Genomic DNA, 15130 nt, shown 5'->3' with positions numbered 1-15130 from the left:
ACGAATCATGGCGATTTCATCGGAGTTTGGCGTCGTCTGGGTACGGCGTGCTTCAGGTGGCCGCAAAAAGCCCCGCCGAAGCGGGGCTTGTCCAACGTGTCGATCAGGCGGAGCGGATCAATGATCCACCGCTGTGCCGGCTCCACGTGGGACGCGGACGTCCTCGACCAGATGCTGGATATGCTCCGGCGGGGGTGCGGTCACGGTCGAGACCAGGATGGCGACGGCGAAGTTGACCAGTGCGCCCACGGCCCCGAAGGCATTCGGCGAGATACCCAGGAACCAGTCCGGTCCCATCCCCAGCTCGGGCATCAGGAACTCGGTGCCCGGGATGAAGAAGATGCCCTTGTGCTGGAACACGTAGAGCAGCGTGACCGTGATGCCGGACACCATACCCGCGATCGCCCCGGCTCGGTTCATCCGCTTGGCGAAGATGCCCATCATCAGGACCGGGAAGATCGAGGAGGCCGCCAGACCGAAGGCGATGGCCACGGTTCCCGCCGCGAAACCTGGCGGATGGAGGCCCAGATAACCGGCGACCAGGATGGCCACGATCATCGAGATCCGTCCCGCCATCAGCTCGGTCTTCTCCGAGATGCCTTTGGCGAAGACGCCCTTGAGCAGGTCATGCGAGATGGCCGATGAGATGGCGAGCAGCAAACCGGCGGCCGTGGACAGCGCGGCGGCCAGACCACCCGCGACCACGAGCGCGATCACCCAGGCCGGCAGGTTGGCGATCTCCGGGTTGGCGAGCACCATGATGTCGCGGTCGACCTTGACCATCTCGTTGCCCTTCCAGCCGAACGACTCGGCCTTTGCGGCGAACTCTGGGTCCTTGTCGTTGTAGTACTGGATGCGGCCGTCGCCGTTCTTGTCCTCGTACTGCAGCAGGCCGGTCTCTTCCCACTTCTTGAACCAGTCCGGGCGCTCGTCGTAGGCAAGGTTTCCGGTCTCGGCGCCGATCGGTCCGGTCTGGATGGTGTCCATCAGGTTCAGACGGGCCATGGCGCCGACCGCAGGCGCGGTGGTGTAGAGGAGGGCGATGAAGACCAGCGCCCAGCCGGCCGAGTAGCGCGCGTCGCGGACCTTGGGTACGGTGAAGAAGCGGATGATGACGTGCGGAAGACCGGCGGTACCGATCATGAGCGACAGGGTATAGGCGAACATGTTCAGCGTACTGCCCATCACCTGGGTCGTATATTCTTTGAACCCGAGTTCGGTGACGACCTGATCGAGCTTGCCGAGCAGTGTGAGACCGCTGGCGCCGCCGTCTGCCATGTAGTCGCCGCCAAGACCGATCTGCGGGATCGGGTTGCCGGTCAAGTTCAGCGAGATAAAGACGGCCGGGACCGTGTAGGCGAAGATGAGCACCACGTACTGGGCGATCTGGGTGTAGGTGATACCCTTCATGCCGCCGAGCACCGCGTAGACGGCGACGATGGCCATACCGATGTAGAGGCCCATGTCATAGGGAACCTCAAGGAAGCGCGAGAAGGCGACGCCGATACCCTTCATCTGGCCGATAACGTAGGTGATCGAGGCCAGGATCAGACAGATGACCGCGACGATGCGCGCCGACTGCGAGTAGTAACGGTCGCCGATGAACTCGGGCACCGTGAACTTGCCGAACTTACGCAGGTACGGGGCCAGGAGCAGGGCCAGGAGCACGTAGCCGCCGGTCCAACCCATGAGAAATACGGACGCGCCGTAGCCGTTGAAGGCGATGAGACCCGCCATCGAGATGAAGGAAGCCGCAGACATCCAGTCTGCCGCAGTCGCCATGCCGTTGGCGATCGGGTGAATGCCGCCGCCGGCGACGTAGAATTCGCCGGTGGTTCCGGCGCGAGCCCAGATGGCGATGCCGATGTAGAGCGCGAAGGTCGCGCCGACGACGCTGTAGGTCCAGAGATCGAGTTCAGTCATGATTCACCACTCCCTCAGTCTTCGCCGACGTCGAATTTCTTGTCGAGCCGGTTCATCAGACCTGCATAGACGAAGATGAGAACGACGAAGACATAGATGGATCCCTGTTGCGCAAACCAGAAACCGAGCGGGTAGCCACCGAGCTGGATGGCATTCAATGGCTCCACGAGCAGGATGCCAAAGCCGAATGAAACACTGAACCAAATAAGCAGTAGAACGACTAGAAGGCGTAGATTCGCCTTCCAATAGTCCGTCCTTTTGTCGCTTGTCATGATGATGTCACTCCGTAGATGTTTCTTGTCTCAGGAAAGGGCGGGGTGACGGGGCGTAGACCGAACCCACGGACGCAGGTGGTCATTGAATCGACATGCAGCAGATGTGCCCCCCCATTCGTTTTTATATAGAGCCGTCCATCTCTGCCAAATGATCGGATCTCGTCGCATTGTCTGGTCGGTTTCTCGGTTCTGTCAACGCGTTCGACCAAATGAATGTCTGTTTGGGAGGTTTGAGATCGCGGATTCCGCATCGCCGACGCGGGTTTCTTCCGAATCTTGATGGAAGGGATCTGTTGTCAAGCGGGCGCGGGTTTCTTAACCTGCAGGGTTTGAGCCCCTGCCGAGCCTCGCTCGCCGCGCCTCGGCGCCCGAGCCAAAGAGTCCTTAGAGAGCACCATGTACTATCAGAGCACCCGTGGTGGGATCGATCCCATCGGTTTCGCCGACGCCGTCATGATGGGGTTGGCAACCGATGGCGGTTTGCTGGTTCCCGCCGAGATCCCCCAGGTCACACCCGACCAGCTTCGCCGTTGGGCCGGCCTCAACTTCCAGGAACTCGCGCTGGAGGTCATGACACCCTTCATTGGCGACGAAATCCCGCGCGAGGATCTGCGCTCCCTGATCGATCGCTCCTATGCGACCTTCTCGCATCCCGAGGTGACGCCCCTGGTCGAGGCGGGCGGGAACCGCATCCTGGAACTCTTCCACGGCCCGACTGCGGCCTTCAAGGACGTGGCGCTACAGTTCCTGGGCAACCTCTTCGAGTATCTGCTTGCGCGCAGCGGCGGCCAGCTCAACATCGTTGGCGCCACCTCCGGCGACACCGGCTCCGCCGCCATCTACGGCGTGCGCGGCAAGGAACGCATCCAGATTTTCATCCTGCATCCGAAGGGGCGGGTCTCGCCGATCCAGGAACGCCAGATGACCAGCGTTCTGGATGCGAACGTGCACAACATCGCCGTGCGCGGAACCTTCGACGACGCCCAGAGCATCGTCAAATCGCTGTTCAACGATCTACCCTTCAAGTCGGCCTACCACCTGGGTGCGGTCAATTCGATCAACTGGGCGCGCATCCTGGCGCAGAGCGTCTACTACTTCTACGCCTGGGCGCGTGTCAGCGGCGGCGATCCGGAGCGGCGCCTGAGCTTCTCCGTGCCGACCGGCAATTTCGGCGACGTCTTCGCCGGCTATCTGGCCAAGCGTATGGGGCTACCGATCGAGCGTCTGGTGGTCGCCACCAACCGCAACGATATCCTCACCCGGTTCGTGCATACCGGCGTCTATGCGGTTGGCGACGCGGTCTATCAGACTCTGAGTCCGGCCATGGACATCCAGATCGCCTCCAATTTCGAGCGCTATCTCTATTTCCTGCTCGACGGCGACAGCGCCCAGGTGCGGGCGGCGTTCGAGTCCATGCGCGAGACCGGTCGTCTTGAGGTCGATGCGGCCCGTCACGACCAGGTCCAGGCCGACTTCGATGCCGCCTCGGCCAGCGACGAGGAGACGCTCGAACAGATCCGTTCCACCTATTCCGGCAGCGGCTACATCCTCTGTCCCCATACGGCGGTCGGCGTACACGCGGCGCGCGGTATGCGCGATGTCGTCTGTCTCGCCACGGCCCATCCGGCCAAGTTCGCCGAGGCAGTGCGTGAGGCGATCGGTCTGGAGGCGGCCCAGCCGCCGTCACTGCAGGGGCTCATGGACAAGGAAACGCGCTGCACCGAACTGGACGCCACGCAGGAGGCGGTCAAGGGCCATCTGCGTGACGCGTTGGGGGAAGGCGTTTGAGATGTCTGTGAGTCATCACCGCGTCTCCATTGCTCGGGGGCGTTCGTTTCATCCTGCGGGGCGCGCGGATCGCGTGCCCGTCATTCCCCTTCCTTGCGCGAGATCGACCTCATGACCGACGCCAGCCGTTACGTTCGCATTCTGGATACGACGCTGCGCGACGGCGAGCAGACCCAGGGGGTGTCGTTCTCGCCCGCCGAGAAGGTCAATCTCGCCAAGGCGTTGCTGGAGCAGGTTCGGGTCGACCGCATCGAGGTGGCCTCGGCGCGCGTCTCCAGTGGCGAGGCCGCTGCCGTGTCCCAGATCGTCGCCTGGGCCGAGGACAAGGGGCTTGCCGAGCGTGTCGAGGTGCTGGGATTCGTCGATGGCGGACAGAGCGTCGACTGGATTCATGGCGCCGGCGGGCGGGTCATCAATCTGCTCGCCAAGGGCAGCGAAAAGCACTGTCACGGTCAGCTCTGCAAGACGCTCGACCAGCACGTGGCCGACGTGCGCGACACCATCGCCATCGCCTTCGATCGCGGTCTGGCGGTCAACCTCTATCTGGAGGACTGGTCGAACGGCTATCGCGACAGCCCGGGGTATGTTTTCGGTCTGGTCGAGCGTCTGGCCGATCTCGGTGTCGGGCATTTCATGCTGCCCGACACGCTCGGCGTCATGACGCCGGAACGGGTATTCGCCTCCGTATCGGACATGGTCCAGCGTTTCCCGGGACTCCAGTTCGATTTCCATCCGCACAACGATTACGGGCTGGCCACGGCCAACGTGCTCGCCGCCGCTCAGGCCGGAGCCGCCGCCCTGCACTGCACCGTCAACTGTCTGGGCGAGCGCGCCGGCAATGCCTCGCTGGCCGAGGTCGCGGTCAACCTCCGCGATCAGCTCGGGTTCGAGGTCGGCATCGACGAGAGCCATCTGGCGCGGGTCAGCGAGCTGGTCGAGTATTTCTCGGGTAAGCGTATCGCCGACAACGCCCCCATCGTCGGCGCCGACGTCTTTACCCAGACCGCTGGCATCCATGCCGACGGCGACAAGAAGGGCAGTCTCTATCACAGCCGACTGTCGCCCGAGCGCTTCGCCCGCCGACGCAAATATGCGCTCGGCAAGCTCGCCGGCAAGGCGTCGTTGGCCAAGAATCTGGAGCGGCTGGATATCCATCTTTCGGAGGAGAACCAGCGCAAGGTCCTCCAGCGTGTCGTCGAGTTGGGCGACTCCAAGAAGACCATCACCACCGAGGACCTGCCCTTCATTATCGCCGAGGTGCTGGAGAGCAAGGACTACGACCACGTCGAGCTGCTGGCCTGCAGCATTTCGTCCAGCCTGGATCTGGGCTCGATGGCCACCATCAAGATGCGTCTCGAAGATCAGATCTACACGGCGTCTGGAACCGGCAACGGGGGCTATGACGCCTTCACCAGCGCACTGGGCAAGATCCTCAAGAAACAGGGGCTGAATCTGCCCGCGCTGTCCGACTTCGAGGTGCGTATCCCCAAGGGCGGTCGTACCGACGCGCTGACCGAGTGCAGCATCACCTGGCAGACCGACCGGGGCGACCTGCGCACCCGGGGCGTTCACGCCAATCAGGTCTTTGCCGCCATTGGCGCGACCGTCAGGATGCTCAACATCCTGGTGCACCGGGCACTGGCCAAGGAGAAGGAGGCGACGCCGACGTCCGACATCGCCGAGCCACTCTGCTGACGGGCGTTCGAGTCGCCTGGTTCGGGCGATCCACCCCGTCTCAGTCGTGGCGTCTCGGTGGAAGCGGCGAAAGCCAGCCGATGCCGACCAGGAGACCGCCGACGGCGAGGAAGGACACGATGCGCTCAATGGTGCCGCTGGCGGCGAGATCGATCGCGAACAGCTTGAGGACCACGGCCGCGAACAGGAGCGCGGCCGTCATCCACAGCGGACGCGATCCCCGCCACCGAGCCACCAGCAGCAGACCGACTCCAGTCAGTCCCCACAGCACCGAGATCGAGGTCTGCGCCAGATCGGAGCGGAAGAGTGCGTGCACGCTGTAGTCGATGCCCCCGATGTGGTGCAACGCGCGCAGCAGTATGAGGTTGATCCACAGGAAGGCTAGGCCGCCCAGCAGTCCCCAGAAAAGCCGGTCGTCGCGCCAGTGCGAGGCCATGACACCCTGTTCCGCCAGTCCGATCCACCAACGTGCCAGGACCAGGATCGCGGCACCCGTGAGCGCATCGACCGGATTGAGCACGGGGAGCCAGGGTAGCGAGCCGGTTCCGCCAGGCGATTCGGCCGACCAGAGCGACCAGAGCAACAGCCCCACCGCCAGCACACCACCGATCAGGACCCGATAGACCAAGCGCCAGGCGCCGATCGGCCAGAAGCGTGCCTTTGATACCAACTGCAGCCCGAGCAGCGGGACCAGCGCGATGGCCGCGACCCTCCAGCCTTCGATCGCACCGAACTGTTCGAGCAGACGCCAGCTCGTCTCCCATTGCGCCAGCGCCACCAGCAGCAGCGCCAGCGCGGCGTGACCCCAGGGCAAGAGGGCATGGCGCTCGCGCTGCTCGCTGCGCCAGAGCGTCAGATAAGCCGCTGCGAGAAAGAATGGCCAGGCGAGCATTCCGCCCGACTCGGCCGGATGTGTCAGCCTGTCCAGGCTGACGGCAAGGGCCGCCAGCCCGATCAGCGCCGCTGCGCTCAAGGCGTGATCCAGGCGTCTCCAGGACAGCAGGCTCACCAGCAGTTCGGCGGTCAGGAGCGATCCGATTCCGTACCAGAGCCAATGCGCGGCGAAGGCGTCCGGTGGGCCGATGCGGTCCAGCTCCAGCGCGCCAGCGCCGAACCACCAGGCCAGGCCCCAGAGCAGAAGCCAGGGCGCGCCGCCCCATTCCCAGCGCGCCCGCTTCGCGTCGCAGCGGTCGAGCCAGTAGGCACTGACGAGACCCGCAATGCCGATCATGGCCGAGGCGAGATAGGCGGCATTGGCGAATGGATATGGTGTCGTGTAGGGCAGACCGGCGATGAATGCGAGCGCAGCGCCGGCTTGAAGCAGCAGCCCAAAGGCGCGTGCCAGAGGGCGTCCCTGGCGCGCACCGATCCAGACCAGACCCGCGCCTTCCAGCGCCCAGGCACCGGCCGTGGTCTCGGCGGCCAGTGCGAAGGGGATGGTGATCGAGAGAAAGATGATGCCGAGCGCCAGGAATGCCTGGGCGAGCAGGTCGAGTCCCTCGCTCCGCATCCGGCGCATACCGGCGGAGAGCGCCAGATAGAACAGCCCCATGGCGAGGGCGGACCAGGCGATGCCGTATTCGAAATGGCGGACCAGCGCGATCTGGCAGGCGAAGCTCAGGATCGGCGTGCCGAACAGCAGCGTGGCATCGACATAGCCGCGCAGCCGTGGCGGCTGGCGCAGTGCGTGGAGCACCGTGATGGCGACATAGAACAGAAAGTAGAGCACCAGAAAGGGCTCGGTGCTCGCGAAGCGATCGGGCGCGTAGCGCAGCACGCCCCAGGCGACCGCGATCCCGAAGGTAAAGGCGAATCCGAGCAGATTCAGCGCGCGCCAGCTGCGAAACCAGGCGACCCCCAGAATGGCGGCGTTGAGCAGTGCGTAGTAAGCGAACAGCGCGACATGGTCGTCAGTGCCCGCGTTGGCCAGGATCGGGGCGAGGAAGCCGCCAGCAAAGCCGAACCAGGCCAGCGAGGGTGCGTTTTGGATCACCGCGAGTCCGGCTGCGCCCAGACCGATCGCGGTCAGCGCGGCGAAGGCCGGTCCCGCGTCGAGCAGATGGGCGAGCTGATGGCTGCCGTGGACCGCGAGATAGAGGATGCCGATGCCCGCACCCTGCAGCAGCAGGGCGTAGTCGCGGCGACTCTTGCGCAGCCGCCAGCCGAGCCCGAGCAGGGCCGCGCCGCCGGCCGCCACCGCAGCCAGGCGCAATTCGAGCGTGAAGCTCAGCCACCGCTGATCGACCGCATATTTGATGAGGAAGGCGACGCCGAAGAAGACCAGCAGGATGCCGACGCGCACGAAGAGGTTGCCGCCGAGGAACCAGTCGCGGACCAACTGGATGAGCCCGAGGATGGGGTCGGGGCGCGGCGTCGGGCGCGCGGTCTCTGGTTCCGCCACGGTCGGCTCTGGCGTCGTCTGCCAATCGAGGTCCAGCGAGAGCGGTTCGCTGTCCGGCTCTGGCGCCCGTTCGGCTGCCGGTTGCGTGGGGTTTCCTGTGGCCCGATCTGACTCGGTCTGGGTGCGCGCGGAAGCGGCCGGGTCCGGCGTGCTCTTCAGGCGGGCGATCTGTTCGCGCAGGTCGTCGACCGAGAGACTCAGCGACAGCTGGCGGCCGAGCAGGAATCCGATCAGTCCGTACAGCAGCAGCTCGTCGTTCCAGAGGCCGAAGGCGAGCCCGGCGAGCGAGAGCACCAGCGTGAGTAGGACGTCTCGGATCGGCATGGTCGTTCACCTTCGAAAGAGTGGCTCACGACAGCATAGCCGCTCTCGTCGGCCTCGGGTCCATGCCCGCATCGGCCGGGCGTTTCGCTTCGGTGTCAGGCATTGCCTTTTGCGCGCGACCCGCGACAATAACCGCGCAACCCCGTCGTCAATCAGGAAATTCAGCCCATGAATCCAGAGAAGGTCGTCTTTGGTTTTTTCATCGTCCTCGCACTGACCCTCAATTTCGGCTTCTTCGTCGGGGAGCTCGACAACCCGAATCACCATCACGCCTGGGAGCTGTTTGCGGTGGTGGTCGTCAACATGGTCGCCACGGTCCTTAAGTTCGGCGATCGCAGTCAGATCGGGGCCGTGCTGCTGTCCACCAGCCTGGTCGCCATGCTGCAGCTGTTGGCCGCCACGCTGCTGTGGACCTTTTCGGTCTACGCGACCGATGCTGGATTGACGCCTTCGGTCATGGCCAGCGTCGTCTCTCTGTCTGGCGGCGCCATGATCGCCAACGTGGTGTCGGTCGTCTTGCTGGTGATCGAGACCGTGATGGTGCGTCGCTGAGGGCCGTCCGCGCCACGCTCATGGATACCATCTTTTTCCTCGTCCTGCGGCGGATGCGTGCGCCGCTGCTGATCCTCATCGTCGTCTATGCCGTCGCCATGGCGGGCATGGCGCTCATACCGGCCCAGGACGCCGACGGTCGTCCGACCAGCATGAGCCTCTTCCATGCCTTCTATTTCGTCAGCTACATGTCGACGACCATCGGTTTCGGCGAGTTGCCCAATGCATTCACCGATGCCCAGCGGTTGTGGGTCTCCCTGACCGTTTTCTCCACCGTGGCGGTCTGGATCTATGCCATCGGCAACCTGATCGCGCTGCTGCAGGACACCACCTTGCAGCGGGCGATCGCCGAACGCCGATTCCGCATGCGGGTGCGCGCGGGCTCGCGTCCCTTCTATCTAGTCTGTGGTTATGGTCAGACCGGAAGCGCCTTGGTGCGCGGGCTCACCGACCGCCATCTGCAGGCGGTCGTGATCGACGTCGACCCGGACCGTATCAATCTGCTCCGGCTCGACAATCAGCGCGAGTTCGTGCCGGCGCTCTGTGCCGACGCCCGCAGTCCGGCGGCGCTCGAATCGGCCGGGCTGAGCCATCCGCTGTGCCGGGGCGTGGTCGCCCTGACCAACGTCAACGAGGCCAACCTCAAGATCGCCATCGCGGCCAAGCTGTTGCAGCCCAAGGTCAAGGTCATCTGCCGCGCCGATTCGCACGAGGTCGAGGCCAACATGGCCTCCTTCGGCACCGATCATATCTACGACCCCTTCGATACCTTCGCGCTCTATATCGCTACCGCCATTCAGGCGCCCTGTCAGACCCTCTTGGTCGACTGGCTGTCCGGATTCGGCGGCGAGGCGCTGACGGAGCCGCGCTATCCGCCCACCAAGGGGCTCTGGGTCATCTGCGGTTACGGACGCTTCGGCAAGGCCATGTACCAGCATCTCAAGGGGCAGGGGTTCGAGCTGTCGGTCATCGAGGCCTCTCCGCACAAGACCGGAATTCCACCCGAGGGTGTGATCCATGGTCGCGGCACTGAGGCGGTCACCCTGGAGCAGGCCGAGATCCGGCGCGCGGTCGGGCTGGTGGCCGGGACCGACCACGACGCCGACAATCTCTCCATCATCATGACCGCGCTCGATCTCAACCCGGATTTGTTCGTGATCGCGCGCGAGAACCATATCCAGAATCAGGAGCTGTTCGATCGTGTCGGGGCGCATGCCATCATGAATCCCAGCACCATCATCGCCAATCGTATCCGCATCCGTTTGGTCACACCGCTGCTGGCCGAATTCTCGACCCTGGCACGCTTCCAGGACGAGGAATGGGCCAGTCAGCTGGTGAGCCGCATCATCGCCCTGATCGACGAACGCATGCCCTACGTTTGGGAGGTCATGGTGGACGAGGAGGGCGCCTTCGCCCTGCATGATGACGAGATGCGCCATCTGGTGGCGACGCTCGATACGCTGCTGCGCGACCCCAGGAATCGAGAGCGGCGATTGTGCGCCATCCCGCTGCTGCTGATCCGCGATGGGGAGCGCTTTTTGCTGCCCGAGCTCGACGAGCGGCTCGAACCTGGCGACCATCTGCTCTTCTGCGGTCGCGAGGAGGCACATCGGCGCATGGACTGGGTGCTCCAGAACATCCATGCGTTACGCTATGTTGTGACCGGGGAGTCGCCTCGCGAGGGGCCTATTTGGCGCTGGATTGCGGCTTGGCAACGACTTCGATAATGGCATACTGGACAATTGTCGCTCGCCTACCATAAGGAGGAGGCACATGCACGCGGTCATGACCAATCTCGCCCAGGACCACGCGCGTCTCACGCGCGTGCTTGATCTACTCCAGGGACTGCTCGACCGATTCCATGAGGGCGTCGAGCCCGACTTCGAGCTGATGCAGGAAATGGTCGAATACATCGGCACCTACGCCGACATCGTCCACCACCCGACCGAGGACATCATCTTCCGGCGCGTGCTCGAAAAGGGTGCCGGCCAGCACGACGTTTTCGATGTGCTGATGCGTCAGCATGCAGGTCTGAGCGCCGTGAGCAAACGTTTCAGCAAGTCGCTCGAAGGCATCATCAATGAAGAGGTGCTGCTGCGCGAGGACGTCGAGGCCAACGGCCGCGAACTGGTGGCCACCATGCGCGCCCATCTCCAACTGGAGGACGCGGAGGCCTTCCCCATCGCCCAGCAGTATCTCGATGACGACGACTGGGCCGCGATCGAGGCCGAGGCCCCCGTCGCCGAGGACCCCCTGTTCGGCACTCCAGACCCCGTCCGTTTCCGGGCGCTCTACCGTTGCCTCTACGAACAGGCCCATAGCCCCGAGATTTCCGAATGACCTTTGTGGATACGCTCGACTATCGACACGATAACCCGGAATGTCTCGGTATTTTGCTCGTCAACCTGGGGACGCCGGATACCCCGAGCGTTCCCGACGTCCGTCGCTATCTGGCCGAATTCCTCTCCGACCCTCGGGTCGTGGAAATGGCGCGCCTGCCCTGGATGCTGCTCCTGCACGGGGTGATCCTGCGTACCCGCCCAGCGCGCTCGGCCAAAGCCTACCAATCGATCTGGACCCCTGAAGGGTCGCCGTTGCTGGAGATCTCGCGGCGTCAGAAGACCGCGTTGCAGGATCTGCTCTCCCAGTGGTTTGGCGGTCCGGTGCGGGTTGCGCTCGCCATGCGCTACGGCAATCCATCGGTCGCCGCCGGGTTGGCCGAACTCAAGGCCGCCAATGCTCGGCGGGTGCTGGTGCTCCCGCTCTATCCGCAGTATTCGGCCACCACGGTCGGCTCGGTCTTCGACGCCGTCACCGATGAGCTGCGGCGCTGGCGCTGGCTGCCGGAGCTGCGCTTCATCAACCAGTACCACGACGAGCCGGCCTACATCACCGCCGTCGCCGCCAGCATCCGCGCCCACTGGGCCGAACACGGCCAAGCCGAGCGGCTGCTCTTCTCCTTCCATGGCATCCCCAAGGAGTATTTCGAGAAGGGCGACCCCTACCACTGCCAGTGCCAGAAGACCGCGCGTCTGATCGCCGCCGAACTCGACCTGCCGTCGGATCGCTGGCTGCTCTCATTTCAGTCGCGCCTCGGCAAAAGCGAATGGCTCCAGCCCTACACCGACGCCACACTGGAGGCTTTGGGCGCACAGGGCATCAAGTCGATCCAGGTGATCTCGCCCGGATTCTCGGTCGACTGTCTGGAGACGCTCGAAGAGATGTCGATCGAAAACCGCCACCTCTTCCTCGAAGCCGGCGGCGAGTCCTACAGCTACATCCCCTGCCTCAACGACAACCCCGACCACATGCAGATGCTGGCCGACCTCATCCACCGCCATTGCAGCGGCTGGCCAGAGGTCCAAGGCCCAGCCGTCGACGCCGCCGGTCTCGCCGAACGCGCCGACCGGGCACGCCACATGGGCGCCAAAGCCTGACCCAAAACAGGCGTTTCCCATCGGGAAACGCCTGTCATCACCCACGCCATCCCTATCAACCGTAGGGCGGAATAGCGCAGCGTATTCCGCCGAATGGAAGTGGCTACCCTGCAGTGGAATACACCTACTACTCCGCCCTGCACAGGCTATTCCGCGCGTTTAGCCAAAAATCCCGAGCTGTCGCCCATGTGGAATTTAATCATTCCTTCGATGGTCTGCTCGTCTTTCAATTTGATCCAGCCGGAGCCTGATGCAGCATCGGATTCGTCGCTTCCGCTCCAAGTGAATTCGAATCTCTCCGTTTCAGCACTCCTGATGATCTTGCCATCAATATCACCGGAAACAAGCCCGAACTGAAATTCGCCCGTCCTGCTCTTGCCGATTGTGATATAGGCACGGACGTCCATGTTGAAATAATCCTCGTCCCAGAGTTCCATTTCATCAATGTACCAAGTGCCAGTGTATTTCATGGTTTGTGATCTTTATGAACCGTGCAAAATAAATCTGTCCCCTTTTTCGATCTTTAGCTACCCCTGGCCAGCAGAGTGTGTCTTTAGTAATAGCTTTTTGATCTTTCTTTATATAGAGCCAGCCATCCGCTGGATAATTCGCCGAATGTGATAGTCAATCTATTAGTATTTTTGGTTTGCCAAGATAGTTCATCGCTCTTCATCTGCTGCGCATAACGATGCAAATCAGCCGCGCGCGCCTTTGGCGCGTCGGCTGGATTCGCCTTGTTATGGCTCTTCATCTTCTTCATCGTCATAAGATAGATATTCATTATCCATTATCTCTACAAAACTGATTCTTCGACTGATATCATCAAGCTCTGTATAGAGTTCATCTATCTCCTCCTCCACTTCATACAGGTGAGTATCATTTATTAATGCACTTATGTAGTTGGGAGCCATTTCAGGATCCAAATCTAAAGCTTGGAATGATCGCAAAAGGTCTATATGACTTCCAGTGCTATCCGGGTGCATTAGAAATAACAACAACTCCTTTTTCTTTATTCTCTCTTCGATAAAATCTAGTTTCTCGCCGTAGAAAACTCGAATTGCCTTTGAATCTCCTCTTAACTCATCCGTATATATATTTAGTTCCGTAGCCTGTCTTCCGATTACAGTGAAAACGCTTTTTGCGATTTTGAAAACGATTTTACCAACGAACTTGCGAATCTGATCCGTATTATAGACAGGGAAAAACTCATTGTGATTTTGAGTTTCAATTTTAAGATGCTTTTCTAAATAATTCAGAAAATCATCTTTTTCAGCTCTAATATCTGGAACGCTACCCAAGGAAAATCTGCCATATCGATGCGTCTTATAAAACTTTGAAAGTAGCGACAAGAATTCCTTATGAACACCAGATAGCGACAAGCTTCTAACCGTGTCAACTCGATTTGCCAAATCCATTACATTGTGAGATATAAGACTTCTTTCAAACGCCTCAATATCAAGCTCATCGCTGTACTCGATTAAAATAATTGCCACTTTAAGTAGGCGCTCAATTCCTACAGATAAATTGTATAAAACCTCGAAAATATCTGTCGCCGCACCTAAATTTTCAAGCTTGTCTAGTCGCTGTATTCCGTTGTAAATAAACGTACCAGAGATGTCCACTTCAACGCCTAAAGCGAAGTTTTGCCACCATTCATCTGGTTTCATAACGATTGTCTATTTGTAGCCATAACAGTTGATTAGAAAGATTCTGTAATTCTAGCGCTAGACAGAATCACTAATTATCGAGATAGGCAGATTCTGTATAGCATTGCGGCTCCACAGAGCAGTCAGTTGACGCGGATCGCAGATTTCCCGCACCAACGCTGCGCCGGATCAGCGTCGCTGGCTAGGCAGCTCACCCGCTGTTCTGTTTTCCCCAGCCTGCTAGACAGAAACGGCATGGATGATCGGACACGCCTGGTCCGTCAAGCGCAAACGGATCGATCTTATACTCTTGCTCCCTGAGTGGGCAATCTGAACGTCATCGCTGGCAGTATCAGGGCCGGCAGTCGCTTATTCGGCGCAACCGCACAGGGAGGAACGCACCAATCGTGCTGCAGATCAAGCCGGAGTGTGTTACCCAAAATGAATTCCGGCTCTCCGTCACCAGTTTCCGCCTCCGGCATCAGAGTCGTAGGATGCGCTGAGGGACAAACCGCATCGATCACGAAGACCTCCGTGCCTCGAATGATGCGGTTCGCACTTGCTCACCGCATCCTACTGGGCTGTTTCGTCCCCATCTACCAGTTCTCTCATCGACATTCGAATCTATCCCATGAATCAGCATCCACATCCAACCGAGATCAGTCTCCATCAGCAGTCCCGCATCCTTGAAATCGCCTTCGACGATGGTGCGCGTTTCTGTCTGCCTTGCGAGTATCTGCGGGTCTATTCCCCGTCCGCAGAGGTGCGCGGTCATTCTCCGGCGACGGCGAAGCTCCAGGTCGGCAAGGAGGCTGTGAACATCAAAGATCTGCTGCCCATCGGTCAATATGCGCTGAAGATCGTCTTCGACGACGGGCACGACTCGGGGCTCTACGACTGGGGCTATCTCTACAAGCTCGGGCGTGCCTGGCAGCCGTTCTGGTTCGATTATCTGCGACAGCTTAAGGATGCCGGGCATGAGCGCCAGGGAGCGGATCCTTTCGAGGAGCTGAAGGCGCGTGGTGAGGCGCCATCCCGGCTGCCAGACGTCGCCGCTTCTTGATTTCACCCGATCCGGGTTTTGCCTGT

At 61.2% G+C, this 15130-nt stretch carries 13 protein-coding genes; 7 read left to right on the top strand and 6 right to left on the bottom strand.

What is annotated here, in order from left to right; translation table 11 throughout:
* Nucleotides 1–117 precede the first annotated feature (117 nt).
* Nucleotides 118–1923, bottom strand: a complete 1806-nt coding sequence (locus THIDRDRAFT_RS16885) for a sodium:solute symporter family protein (RefSeq protein WP_007042102.1) — start codon at nt 1921–1923, stop codon at nt 118–120.
* Nucleotides 1924–1937: 14 nt separating this feature from the next.
* Nucleotides 1938–2195, bottom strand: coding sequence for a DUF4212 domain-containing protein (locus THIDRDRAFT_RS16880; protein WP_007042101.1), 258 nt, complete (start codon nt 2193–2195; stop codon nt 1938–1940).
* A 399-nt stretch (nt 2196–2594) separates the two neighbouring features.
* Here THIDRDRAFT_RS16880 and thrC point away from each other — a divergent pair, with 399 nt between their 5' ends.
* Both thrC and THIDRDRAFT_RS16870 read left to right on the top strand, forming a co-directional pair.
* Nucleotides 2595–3986: a threonine synthase gene (thrC, locus tag THIDRDRAFT_RS16875; RefSeq protein WP_007042100.1), complete on the top strand. Its 1392-nt coding sequence runs from the start codon at nt 2595–2597 to the stop codon at nt 3984–3986.
* Nucleotides 3987–4097: 111 nt separating this feature from the next.
* Nucleotides 4098–5681, top strand: a complete 1584-nt coding sequence (locus tag THIDRDRAFT_RS16870) for an alpha-isopropylmalate synthase regulatory domain-containing protein (protein WP_007042099.1) — start codon at nt 4098–4100, stop codon at nt 5679–5681.
* A 40-nt stretch (nt 5682–5721) separates the two neighbouring features.
* Here the strand turns inward: THIDRDRAFT_RS16870 and THIDRDRAFT_RS16865 are convergent, their stop codons facing one another.
* A complete protein-coding gene (locus THIDRDRAFT_RS16865) occupies nt 5722–8406 on the bottom strand; it encodes a DUF2339 domain-containing protein (protein ID WP_007042098.1) in 2685 nt (894 codons plus the stop codon).
* Nucleotides 8407–8574: 168 nt separating this feature from the next.
* Here THIDRDRAFT_RS16865 and THIDRDRAFT_RS16860 point away from each other — a divergent pair, with 168 nt between their 5' ends.
* The 4 genes from THIDRDRAFT_RS16860 to hemH are packed head-to-tail and all read left to right on the top strand — an operon-like array spanning nt 8575 to nt 12395.
* The gene (locus THIDRDRAFT_RS16860; protein ID WP_007042097.1) at nt 8575–8958 is read left to right on the top strand and encodes a DUF6394 family protein; all 384 of its coding nucleotides are present in this window, start codon (nt 8575–8577) and stop codon (nt 8956–8958) included.
* A gap of 20 nt (nt 8959–8978) precedes the next feature.
* Nucleotides 8979–10685, top strand: a complete 1707-nt coding sequence (locus tag THIDRDRAFT_RS16855; protein ID WP_007042096.1) for a potassium channel family protein — start codon at nt 8979–8981, stop codon at nt 10683–10685.
* Nucleotides 10686–10731: 46 nt separating this feature from the next.
* On the top strand, nt 10732–11298 hold the full coding sequence (locus THIDRDRAFT_RS16850; RefSeq protein ID WP_007042095.1) for a hemerythrin domain-containing protein: 567 nt from the start codon (nt 10732–10734) through the stop codon (nt 11296–11298).
* A complete protein-coding gene (gene hemH / locus THIDRDRAFT_RS16845) occupies nt 11295–12395 on the top strand; it encodes a ferrochelatase (protein ID WP_007042094.1) in 1101 nt (366 codons plus the stop codon). The genes THIDRDRAFT_RS16850 and hemH overlap by 4 nt, the downstream gene beginning before the upstream one ends.
* A gap of 146 nt (nt 12396–12541) precedes the next feature.
* On the opposite strand, the gene THIDRDRAFT_RS16840 is transcribed toward hemH, so the two are convergent.
* The 3 genes from THIDRDRAFT_RS16840 to THIDRDRAFT_RS16835 form a co-directional block, all read right to left on the bottom strand.
* The gene (locus tag THIDRDRAFT_RS16840) at nt 12542–12865 is read right to left on the bottom strand and encodes a hypothetical protein (protein WP_007042093.1); all 324 of its coding nucleotides are present in this window, start codon (nt 12863–12865) and stop codon (nt 12542–12544) included.
* A gap of 83 nt (nt 12866–12948) precedes the next feature.
* Nucleotides 12949–13146, bottom strand: a complete 198-nt coding sequence (locus THIDRDRAFT_RS25740) for a hypothetical protein (RefSeq protein ID WP_139058783.1) — start codon at nt 13144–13146, stop codon at nt 12949–12951.
* Complete coding sequence (locus THIDRDRAFT_RS16835; RefSeq protein WP_007042092.1) at nt 13133–14062, bottom strand: hypothetical protein; 930 nt, start codon at nt 14060–14062, stop codon at nt 13133–13135. Before THIDRDRAFT_RS16835 ends, THIDRDRAFT_RS25740 begins: the two co-directional genes overlap by 14 nt.
* A 610-nt stretch (nt 14063–14672) precedes the next feature.
* Here THIDRDRAFT_RS16835 and THIDRDRAFT_RS16830 point away from each other — a divergent pair.
* Complete coding sequence (locus THIDRDRAFT_RS16830; RefSeq protein ID WP_007042091.1) at nt 14673–15104, top strand: gamma-butyrobetaine hydroxylase family protein; 432 nt, start codon at nt 14673–14675, stop codon at nt 15102–15104.
* Nucleotides 15105–15130: the final 26 nt, after the last annotated feature.

This window comes from Thiorhodococcus drewsii AZ1 (assembly GCF_000224065.1).
GTDB lineage: Bacteria > Pseudomonadota > Gammaproteobacteria > Chromatiales > Chromatiaceae > Imhoffiella > Imhoffiella drewsii.
This window is presented reverse-complemented; position numbering and strand designations above follow the sequence as displayed.